This window comes from Okeania sp. (assembly GCF_983059655.1).
The window spans coordinates 1-10329 of the sequence record NZ_CEZPJD010000235.1; the positions used below are offsets into that span (position 1 = coordinate 1).

The 10329-nt window shown below is 37.9% G+C and carries 7 protein-coding genes; 5 read left to right on the forward strand and 2 right to left on the reverse strand.

The genetic code is table 11. The annotated features are described in order from the left end of the window. Nucleotides 1–385, forward strand: a 385-nt coding sequence (locus tag AC3DU7_RS14815) for a DUF5615 family PIN-like protein (protein WP_488040100.1), incomplete at its 5' end; no start/stop codon positions are given. Between the two features lie 236 nt (nucleotides 386–621). Continuing rightward, nucleotides 622–4800, forward strand: a complete 4179-nt coding sequence (locus tag AC3DU7_RS14820; protein ID WP_488040101.1) for a CHAT domain-containing protein — start codon at nucleotides 622–624, stop codon at nucleotides 4798–4800. Here the strand turns inward: AC3DU7_RS14820 and AC3DU7_RS14825 are convergent. Then, the gene (locus AC3DU7_RS14825) at nucleotides 4797–5171 is read right to left on the reverse strand and encodes a hypothetical protein (RefSeq protein ID WP_488040102.1); all 375 of its coding nucleotides are present in this window, start codon (nucleotides 5169–5171) and stop codon (nucleotides 4797–4799) included. The genes AC3DU7_RS14820 and AC3DU7_RS14825 overlap by 4 nt on opposite strands. A 128-nt stretch (nucleotides 5172–5299) precedes the next feature. Between AC3DU7_RS14825 and AC3DU7_RS14830 the strand changes: the two genes are divergently transcribed. Further along, nucleotides 5300–5827 carry a DUF29 family protein gene (locus tag AC3DU7_RS14830; protein WP_488040103.1) on the forward strand — a complete coding sequence of 176 codons (528 nt, stop codon included), beginning with the start codon at nucleotides 5300–5302 and terminating at the stop codon, nucleotides 5825–5827. A gap of 36 nt (nucleotides 5828–5863) precedes the next feature. Next, nucleotides 5864–6391, forward strand: coding sequence for a DUF29 family protein (locus tag AC3DU7_RS14835; protein ID WP_488040104.1), 528 nt, complete (start codon nucleotides 5864–5866; stop codon nucleotides 6389–6391). 178 nt (nucleotides 6392–6569) lie between these two features. On the opposite strand, the gene AC3DU7_RS14840 is transcribed toward AC3DU7_RS14835, so the two are convergent. Beyond that, nucleotides 6570–8204, reverse strand: coding sequence for a Ppx/GppA phosphatase family protein (locus AC3DU7_RS14840; protein WP_488040105.1), 1635 nt, complete (start codon nucleotides 8202–8204; stop codon nucleotides 6570–6572). 495 nt (nucleotides 8205–8699) lie between these two features. Here AC3DU7_RS14840 and AC3DU7_RS14845 point away from each other — a divergent pair, with 495 nt between their 5' ends. Beyond that, the gene (locus AC3DU7_RS14845) at nucleotides 8700–9581 is read left to right on the forward strand and encodes a 4-hydroxybenzoate solanesyltransferase (RefSeq protein WP_488040106.1); all 882 of its coding nucleotides are present in this window, start codon (nucleotides 8700–8702) and stop codon (nucleotides 9579–9581) included. Nucleotides 9582–10329 lie beyond the last annotated feature (748 nt).

Consider the following 10329-nt stretch of genomic DNA (forward strand, 5'->3'; position numbering starts at 1 on the left):
TTTTAGTACGAATGCGTCTCAAGGGGTTACTATAAAAATGTCGGTGGCACTTTACATGGATGTTCATGTTCCTCTACCTATTACTCAACAACTACGTCGTCGTGGAGTTGATGTTATTACCGCAATAGAGGATGATGCAGCAGAGTTACCAGACCATCAACTTTTGGCACGAGCAACTTTGCAGGGTCGAGTTTTATTTACTCAAGATATTGGTTTTAAGGTACTCGCTGAAACTTGGCAACGTCAAGGAAAACCATTTGCTGGTTTAATATTTGGTCATCAACTCGGAGGTACGATAGGAGAGTTTGTCAAGGATTTAGAATTAATTGCTTTAGGTTCTGAACCTGATGAATGGCTGAATACAGTTGAATATTTGCCTTTTTAATACCACTATAACTGGCAAATTTTGAGAGCGATCGCTCCTCCTGGTTTTGACTTTCTTAGTTGTCTGTTGCTAAGTAATTTAGGGATTTTGATATTCTGGCCAGATATGCTGTTTTGATAGGAGGTAAAGTTATGATAGGAAATAAAGTTTAAGTAAGTCCGGAAAAAACAGGGTTGCATTTGTAGAAAAACGGAGTTGAATACATAGAAAAATCTTCTAAAGGTTAAGAGTGAATTATGGATGAACAAGATTATTTAGATTTCTTAATGGAGGTACTGGGGACAACTGCTGAAAGCAAAGGCAACCCTCATATAATTTACCCTCTACTGCAAGCAAATATAGACAAACTTGATAACAACTTTATCGTCATCCTACAAAACTGGGTAAGTGCTGAACTGTCACAAGGGAAACCGGAAATAGCAGAAGACATCGCTAATAATATTTGGACTTTCAGTTCTCTCCTTCAGCTGCTTTCTCTCGGCAATAAAGCAAGTAATATGGAAATTGCTATTGCAGGTTATAAAGAGACTCTAAAAATTTTTACTAGCAAGAGTAACCCGAAAAATTGGGCAAATATTCAAAAAAACCTGGGCATTGCTTACCGAAACAGAATCCGTGGGGATAAAGCAGACAACCTAGAAAATGCTATTGAGTGCTATACTCTAGCATTGTCGGTTTACACTCAAGATAACAGCCCCTACGACTGGGCAATAATTCAAAATAATCTGGGCATCGCTTACCGAAACAGAATCCGTGGGGATAAAGCACAGAACCTGGAAAATGCTATTGATTGCTACACTCTAGCATTGTTGGTTTACACTCCAGAAAATTTCTCTGAGGATTGGGCGTGTACTCAAAACAATTTGGGTGCTGCCTACAGAAAGAGAATTCTTGGAGATATAGCAGAAAATCTAGAAAATGCTATTGCTTGTTACACTCTAGCATTGTCGGTTTACACCCCAGAAAATTTCCCTATTGATTGGGCAATGACTCAAAATAATTTAGGTCATGCTTACACCGACAGAATCAAAGGAAATAAAGAAGAGAATCTGGAAAAAGCCATAAGCTATTACACTTTAGCATTGTCTATTCGTACAAAAAAAGACTTTCCTATTCAATGGGCTATGACTCAAGATAATCTCGCGGAAGCTTATTTGGAAAGGATTAAAGGAAATAAGGCAGAAAATCTAGAAAATGCCATTGGTTGTTACACGCTAGCATTATCTGTTCGTACTCAAGAAAATTTTCCTTATGAGTGGGCAATGACTCAAAACAATTTAGGTATTGCCTATCGCCGTCGCATCAAAGGAAGTAGGGCAGAGAATCTAGAAAATGCTATTGATTGTTACACTAAAGCATTGTTTGTTCGCACTCAAAAAAATTTTCCCTATGAGTGGGCAATGACTCAAAATAATTTGGGTGTTACCTACAACAGTCGAATCAAAGGAAATAAGGCGGAGAATCTAGAAAATGCAATTAATTTTTACACCGAAGCATTATCTGTTCGCACTCAAGAAAATTTTCCTTATGATTGGGCAATAACTCAAAACAATCTGGGCGAAGTTTACAGAGATAGAATCAAAGGCAATAAGGCGGAGAATCTAGAAAATGCTATAAGTTTTTACAATGAAGCATTATCCGTCTGCACTGATGAAAACTTTCCTATCAAATGGGCAGGGATTCAAAATAATCTGGGCATCGCTTACAGAGACAGAATCAAAGGAAATAAGGCAGAGAATCTGGAAAATTCTATTACTTGTTACACTCTAGCATTGTCGGTTTACACCCCAGAAAATTTCCCTATTGATTGGGCAATGACTCAAAATAATTTGGGTATTGCTTACAGTCAGAGAATTCAAGGAGACAAAGCAGAAAACCTGGAAAATTCTGTAAGTTTTTATAATGAAGCATTGTTGGTTCGCACCAAAGAAAACTTCCCTGAAGCTTGGGCTGCAACTCAAGGCGATCTGGGAAGTACTTATTTGTATAGAATCAGTGGAGATAAAGCAGAGAATCTGGAAAATGCTATTCGCTCTCAAACTCTAGCATTATCAGTTTACAAACAAGAAAACTTCCCAATGAGTTGGGCAGCCGCTAAAAATAATTTGGGCAATGCTTATATGTATAGAATCAGTGGAAACAGAACAAAAAATTTGGAAGAGGCTATTGATTGTTACATTTCAGCATTATCAGTTTACAAACAAGAAAACTTCCCGGTAGACTGGGCAATGACCCAAAATAATCTAGGTCTTGCTTATTTTTACAGAATTAGTGAACATAGAGCAGAAAATCTAGAAAATGCCATTAATTGTTATACTTTAGCATTGTCAGTTTATACTCAAAAAAACTTCCCTATCCAGTGGGCAACGACTCAAAACAATCTAGGCATTACCTACGTTGACAGAATCAGTGGAGACAGAACAAAAAATCTGGAAAAGGCTATTGATTGTTACATTTCAGCATTATCCGTTCGCACCAAAGACAATTTCTCTATTGATTGGGCACAAACTCAAAATAATCTGGGCGAAGCTTACAAAAATAGAATCAAGGGAAATAAGGCAAAGAATCTGAAAATGGCAACCACTGCTTACGAACAGGCATTGCAAGTTTACACCCCAAAAGCCGATCCAATTACCTGTCTCAAAGTTAGTCGCAACTTAGGCAACCTCCACTTTTCCCAAAACAATTGGCAACTTGCCATCAATATCTATGATACAGCCATAACCGCAGTGGAACTCAGTCGTAGTTTTGCAAGCAACGACGACCGCCGTCAAAAAATCATGGCAGAAGCGATAGAAGTTTATCACCAAACAGTGCAAGCATACATCAATCTGGATAGGTTTGACAAAGCAATTGAAACAGTCGAACGCAGCAAAGCCCGCAACCTAGTAGAACTCCTTACTAACCGTGAACTCTATCCTAAAGGCAACGTTCCTCAAGAGATCATTACAGATTTGGATGAACTGCGGGGAAACATTCCATCATTGGAAAGGCAGTTACAAGTAGCTATAGACCAACTATCGGGAAATAGCAATGAACAAAAACGACCTTCATTAGAGGAGTCCCAGAAACGACTACAGCAAAGATTACAGCAGTCGAGGCAGCAGTTAGATGAAGTCTTAGATCAAATCAAACCTATAGACCCCAGTTTTAGCTTGACTCAAAAAGTAGAAACCATTCAGTTCCAGAAAATTCAAAGTCTTATTGGCGAACAAACTACCATAATTCAGTGGTATTTAACAGATGATTCTATCATCACCTCAATTATTACCCGCCAAAGTTCACAACCGACTCTTGTTAGCTCTTCAACGCAAGAACGAGAAGCCCTTGGAAAGCGGACAGTCAAGTATCTAGGTACATACTACGAACAGAACAAACAATGGCAAAATGATCTACCCTCTATCCTTGCCGAACTTGCCGAAATGCTCAATATTGACCAAATTATTGCCGAGATAGAAAGCATTTTTGCTCGCCGAGGGATAAAATGCGATCGACTCATCCTTGTTCCCCACCGTTTCCTACACCTGCTACCACTCCATGCTTTACCATTAGGTAATGGAGATTTAGTGTCCGATAAATTTCCCAAAGGAGTTAGTTATGCTCCCAGTTGTCAGTTATTGCAACTCACTCAAAAACGCCAACGCCCAGATTTTAATCGTTTGTTTGCTATTCAAGATCCAGAAGAAAATCTAGCTTATAGCATCTTAGAAGTTGAAACCATCCGTTCGTTCTTCTCACCTGCGACAGTTTTGGTAGCTAAAGCAGCCAGGGAAACAGATGTTAAAACCCACCCAGAATTATCTCACGCCCACTGCCATCACTTTTCCTGTCATGGGGAGTTTAACCTAGAATCTCCCCTAAAATCGGCATTGCTTTTAGCAGAAACCGAAGATTCCAACTCAGAAAGTGGCGAAGACGGACTCCTCACTCTAGCAGAAATCTTCGCCCTGAACCTGACTCAATCCCTTTTGGTCACGCTATCTGCCTGCGAAACAGGCATTTCCGACCCCAATAGCATCAGCGATGAATATGTTAGTCTGCCCAGTGGCTTCTTGTTTGCTGGCAGTCCCAGTGTTGTCAGTAGTTTGTGGGAAGTTAGCGATATTTCCACATCCTTCCTGATGATGAAATTCTACGAAAACCTACAATACTTTCTTGATGGGGAAAGTGGAAGCATTGCTCTCGCACTCAACCAAGCTCAGAAGTGGTTGCGTAATTTAACCAGCGAAGATTGCGAAACGTTTCTCGACTCCCTCAAACCACAATGGGATTCTATTATTGCCAAGCTACCAAAAAGAGAAGGAAAGCGAGTCAAAGCTGCTATAAAAGGGGCACGCCTGCAAATACTCAAACGTAGTCCTCATCCTTTTGCTGCTCCCTACTATTGGGCAGCTTTTACAGCCACAGGATTTTAGGACTCATCGCCTATGCCATTGCAGAAATTTTTGACCCCAATTTTAACTATATAAATAGCCACCGGAGTCGCCAATGCCACAGGCAAATTACCAGAAACAGCCAGAGATGCAATTAAAGCAGTAACTACTCCTGCGAGAAGGTCGTCCTTAAATTCGTCTTGACAAATTACATTGCGAGATCGCTTGGATAAATCTTCTAACCAACTCTTTTTTTTACTTTTTTCCACCCCTGCTTCCAAAGCGATAATTTCAGTAGCATACTCCAAATCTCCTTCATCTTCTTCTATCTCATCCAGGGCAGCTAAAGCCTCTGGATAATCTGCCAATTGAGAACGAAAATTCTCTATTTCTTCTGGTGTAAGTTTCATCATAGAGTTATTCTAATTTACTTGCTTAATTTTACTACATTTTTATGATATTATAAGTTAATAATTAGAGGAAATACTCATGCAGCAAATACTCCCATTTTAACCACCAATAATTTATAGGGAAAAAACTGATGACAACTCAAGAATTAATCGATTTAAGGACTTGCATTATGGAAGGCAGAAATCACGATGCTTTAGCAATTATTGACGAACTGGATGCCATGAGTAAAAAAGACATCATCAGAAAAATCAAATCCTATTTAATTGTGATGTTAATTCACTTAATTAAAAATCAGGTAGAAGGACGTTTAACCAATTCCTGGGCAGCGTCTATCCGCAATGCAATCATTGAAATTCAAGACTTAAATTTGAAGCCAAATAAAACTTCTTATTTTATCAAAGAAGATGAATGGGAGGAGATGTTAGAAAATGCTATAGAACGTGCTATTCGTGATGCAAGCACGGAAGTTGAAAATGGCGCTTATAGTTCCTTTAAACTGAAGGAAATGGTGGATAAAAATTCTGTAGTCACAACTACTAATAGTTTTTTAGCCTTAACTTACAGTTATTCTGCTAATGATTTGTTAGCTGTTATTGACGATAATTTGACTTTATTACCCGGTGGGGAAGATTGGAAATTTGGCAGGAGAAATAAGTAGCATTTTTAATTGTTAATTTCAGTAGGAAAATAACTGATGACAACTCAAGAATTAATCGATTTAAGGACTTGCATTATGGAAGGTAGAAATCAAGATGCCTTAGCAATTATTGACGAACTGGATGCAATGAGTAAAAAAGACACGCTTTTCAAGATAGATTCTTATTTAACTGTGGTGTTAATTCACTTAATAAAAAATCAGGTAGAAGGGCGATTAACTAATTCCTGGGCAGCATCAATTCGGGCTTCAATTAGAAAAATCAAAGACTTAAATTTGAAGGAAAATAAAACCTCTTATTACATTAAAGAAGATGAATGGGATGAGATGTTAGAAAATGCTACAGAATTTGCTATTGGTGATGCCAGCGTGGAGGTTGAAAATGGTGCTTACAGTCCGTTTCAATTGGAGGAAATGGTGGATAAAAAATCTATAATCACAACTGCTAAGAGTTTTTTAGCCTTAACTTACAGTTATTCTACTAAAGATTTATTAGCTGTTATTAACGATAATTTGACTTTATTGCCCGGTGGGGAAGATTGGAAATTTGGTAGGAATAATAAGTAGGGTATCTATTAAAAAAGCGATCGCTTCGATTATCGTATGATAAATCAATAACCAGAGGAGTGAAAAATATTAAAGTGCAAAGACCGTGCAACTTTGCCCAAGAAATGGAGAAAATACGATTTTTTGATAAAAATGTAGAGACATTCAATGAAACATCTCTACTAATTTCTATATCAAACTATACAGATACCATTACAGGTTCCAACTTTGCTATCAACTTTAAAGCAAATTCTTCTTCAAACGCCTCCTTTTTATAGTCTAAATTCCACAACTCCAAAGCACAGTCATCTTCAGGGTTAGCTGGCCGTAACCACATATAAAATTCTCGTTTATCTTTCTTTAACTCACATTTAATATCAGCGATCGCTCCTTTTTGTCGTCGGTCTAAAGCAATGGCCAACCGCAACAATGCACTTAACTGAGATACCATCTGTTGATATTTTTTGGGTAAATTCTGATAATTTTCGTGCTTTTTCTTTGGTAAACTCTTGCGGTGATAGCGAGCCAAATTAGCAATTACTTCAATCTCTATTTCGCTATAACCCAATAATTCTCCATTCCTAATCAAATAATAAGAATGTTTATGGTGCGATGAATGACTCACATATAAACCACAGTTATGCAAAATTCCTGCTGCCCATAATAACTCCCTTTCATCACTCCCCCACTGATGTAGTAAACCTTGAGTTTGGTCAAATAAATGTAACGCCCAGGAAGCAACTCGCTCGCTATATTCCAAATTGACTTGATATTTTTGAGCAATTTTTAGAGTATTACGCTGACGAATGGAACTTTGGAAACGGAGGCGATCGTATATCAAACTATGATTCAACATCCAGTCAACTATTACTCCCTCCCGCAAACTACGTTCGCAAACAGTTATTGACTCCATTCCCAATAAACTCATTGCCTCTTGTAATACTAAAGCACCTGCCAAAATAATTTCCGAGCGCTTCTGTGACATTCCCGGTAACTCTTGCCGTTCCGAGACTGACAGCTTTTTCAACTTATTAACTAACCCTTCCAACTCAGTTAAACTAAACTGATAACCTGCTAGGGGAGTTGGTGCATTCCCAAATTTTTCATAAGCATGAATAGTTGCTAATGCTTCAATGGTGCCAGAAGTACCCACTAACTGTGGTTTTTCACCTTCCTGGATATTAGCTAATAATTCCTCTGTTGGACGTTCCAATAAACCCCTAATGTAAGCTCGCAGATAGGCAAATTCTACTTTGCTAATGGGGTCAGTAGTGACAAATTCTTTGGTCAAACGTACTGCACCCACCTTTGTACTGCTCAGAGTTCGTGGTGCATTACCGTCACCTAATATTAACTCTGTGGAACCCCCACCAATATCAATAATGACATGGGGTGTGTTGTTAAATTCCATTGCAGAAAGTACTCCAAGATAAATCCGGCGTGCTTCTTCTTGACCAGAAATTAAGTTAACATACAAGTCTAATTCATCAGCAATTTTATTCAGAAATGTTGTGCCATTGGGTGCTTCTCGTACAGCACTAGTCGCGACAGCAATAATTTGCTCCGCATTGGCACTTTTAGCAATTTTTTGAAAGCGGTTTAAGGTGGCGATCGCTCTATCCATGACTTCTGCTTTCAAATTACCATTTGCTTCACAGTCTCCGAGTCTTACCGTTTCTTTATCTCGGTCAATAATTGTGAAAGCAGGTAAAGTGGGGTCTATTTTCACTACTACTAAATGTAGAGAGTTAGTACCCATATCTATTGCTGCCAATATCCGTTCTCGGTTTTCCGATATCAAGGGGATTTTTACTAAAGGAACAGATGTAACCATATTTTATAAATGTGTTTAACTTTACAAGTTGCCTAAATTTTAAATTAAATAATGTCATCTGAGTGATTATAATTAAAAATCAATAATATGGCCTTTAGTACTTGACAAAATACCATTCTTTAAGGTAAAGATTCCACAACCTAAAATCCCAAGTTATAATAACGTTGACCAAAAAATAAGGTCTCAAGCCTCCCCTTGGCTGCGCCACGAGCTGTCGCTCTATAAGGGAATAAAAAAAATAAACTTTAGTATTTCAAGTTTCTGGGTTTCCTAAGTCATGCTGCACAAACAGCCAGAGATACTGATAACTGATATAGCAATGTGCGCTGGCATATTTACAAATTACAGGAGAAGTCCAATAGCTAAAATCTTATCTGATCGGCAATTTATTCCCCCTGTTACCTGTTACCTGTTACCTGTTGCCTGTTGCCTGTTGCCTGCGCACAGCGCTATAACTGATAACTGATAACTGATAACTGATAACTGATAACTGAAATGACCCAATCTTATCCTCCTCAATCAGAATCAACTTTGATGAAAGTAATCAGGCTTCTAAGATGGGATAAACCAGCCGGACGCTTCATTTTAATGATTCCTGCCCTATGGGCTATATTTTTGGCTACTCATGCAACGCCACCCTTACCATTAGTTGGAGTAATTATTGTTGGGACTTTGGCCACCAGTGCAGCAGGTTGTGTAATTAACGATTTATGGGACCGAGATATTGACCCAGAAGTGGAGAGGACTCGTGATCGCCCCCTGGCCTCCCGTGCTTTGACTATTCAAACAGGTATTGTCATTGCCATTATTGCTTTTGCTTGTGCTGGAATCATAGCGCTTTATCTTAACCGACTCAGTTTTTGGCTATCCGTAGCGGCAATTCCGGTAATTATTTGTTATCCCTTGGCCAAGCGTTTTTTTCCAGTACCTCAGTTAGTATTATCTATTGCTTGGGGTTTTGCTGTATTAATTAGTTGGAGTGCTGCAGTAGCTGAGTTGGACACTGCTACCTGGATATTGTGTGGCGCTACTATTGTTTGGACTTTGGGTTTTGATACGGTTTATGCGATGAGCGATCGGGAGGATGACCGACTTTTAGGGGTTAATTCGAGCGCTCTATTTTTTGGTGAATATGCAGCTAATGCTGTAGCTATATTTTTCTTTTTGACTGCCGTTTTATTGGGAGTATTAGGAATAGAAATGGAGCTACATTTTGGTTTTTGGATAGCTCTTGGTATTGCTACAGTTTTCTGGTCTATTCAATATGGAAAATTACGGCAAGAGGAAATTTTAAAACCCTACGGTCAGATATTTAGACAAAATGTTTGGATTGGTTTTATATTATTGGCTGGTATGATTTCGGGTTTAATATTTTAAGGAAGGAAGAAGGAAGAGGGAAGAAGAAAGAAGAAAGAAGAAAGAAGAAAGAAGGGAGAAGGAAGAGGAAAGAAGGAAGTTAAGAGGTTGTCTGAGAGGTCCCATTTGCTAAATTTAAGCCCCCTAAATCCCCCAAAATTGGGGGACTTTTAGAAGCAAATTGACTCTTGTTACCCCTAAAGTTGGCTTGCTCGAGGGGCAAAATTCAGTATCAAAAAACTTTTCAGATATCCTCTAAGATTTTGTATTAGTATCTACCAAAATAAATCTTTGTTTGTTTTGTCTATTTGATGCTTAATAGATTGGCGATATAATAGATTTCAAATTATAGAAAGTGGGAGCATCTTGCTCCCTTTTTAATTATTTTTTTAACGCTATAGCCATGAATTGGTGTTAAATGAAATATCAAATTATGATGCTATATCTCCATTTCCCTAATCAATTAAAAATTTTGTAGCTCTATAAAATCTTAACTTTTGAATTATTAAGTTTTGACTTTTGTAGCTCTATAAAATCTTACTTTTGACTTTTGACTTTTGACTTTTGAATTATTAATTTTGTAGCTCTATAAAATCTTACTTTTAACTTTTGACTTTTGACTTTTGCCTTTTGAATTAAAAGTTTTGTAGCTCTATAAAATCTTACTTTTGACTTTTGACTTTTGACTTTTGAATTATTAAGTTTTGACTTTTGACTTTTGAATTATAACTTTAGTACCTAATTCTCGGATCGATATAAGCATTTAAAA

What these genes read in the sequence shown, in the direction of transcription:
- AC3DU7_RS14835 (WP_488040104.1), top strand. Translation starts at nt 5,864, where the DNA reads ATGACAACTCAAGAATTAATCGATTTAAGGACTTGCATTATGGAAGGT.
- AC3DU7_RS14825 (WP_488040102.1), bottom strand. Translation starts at nt 5,171, where the DNA reads ATGATGAAACTTACACCAGAAGAAATAGAGAATTTTCGTTCTCAATTG.
- AC3DU7_RS14820 (WP_488040101.1), top strand. Translation starts at nt 622, where the DNA reads ATGGATGAACAAGATTATTTAGATTTCTTAATGGAGGTACTGGGGACA.
- AC3DU7_RS14845 (WP_488040106.1), top strand. Translation starts at nt 8,700, where the DNA reads ATGACCCAATCTTATCCTCCTCAATCAGAATCAACTTTGATGAAAGTA.
- AC3DU7_RS14840 (WP_488040105.1), bottom strand. Translation starts at nt 8,204, where the DNA reads ATGGTTACATCTGTTCCTTTAGTAAAAATCCCCTTGATATCGGAAAAC.
- AC3DU7_RS14830 (WP_488040103.1), top strand. Translation starts at nt 5,300, where the DNA reads ATGACAACTCAAGAATTAATCGATTTAAGGACTTGCATTATGGAAGGC.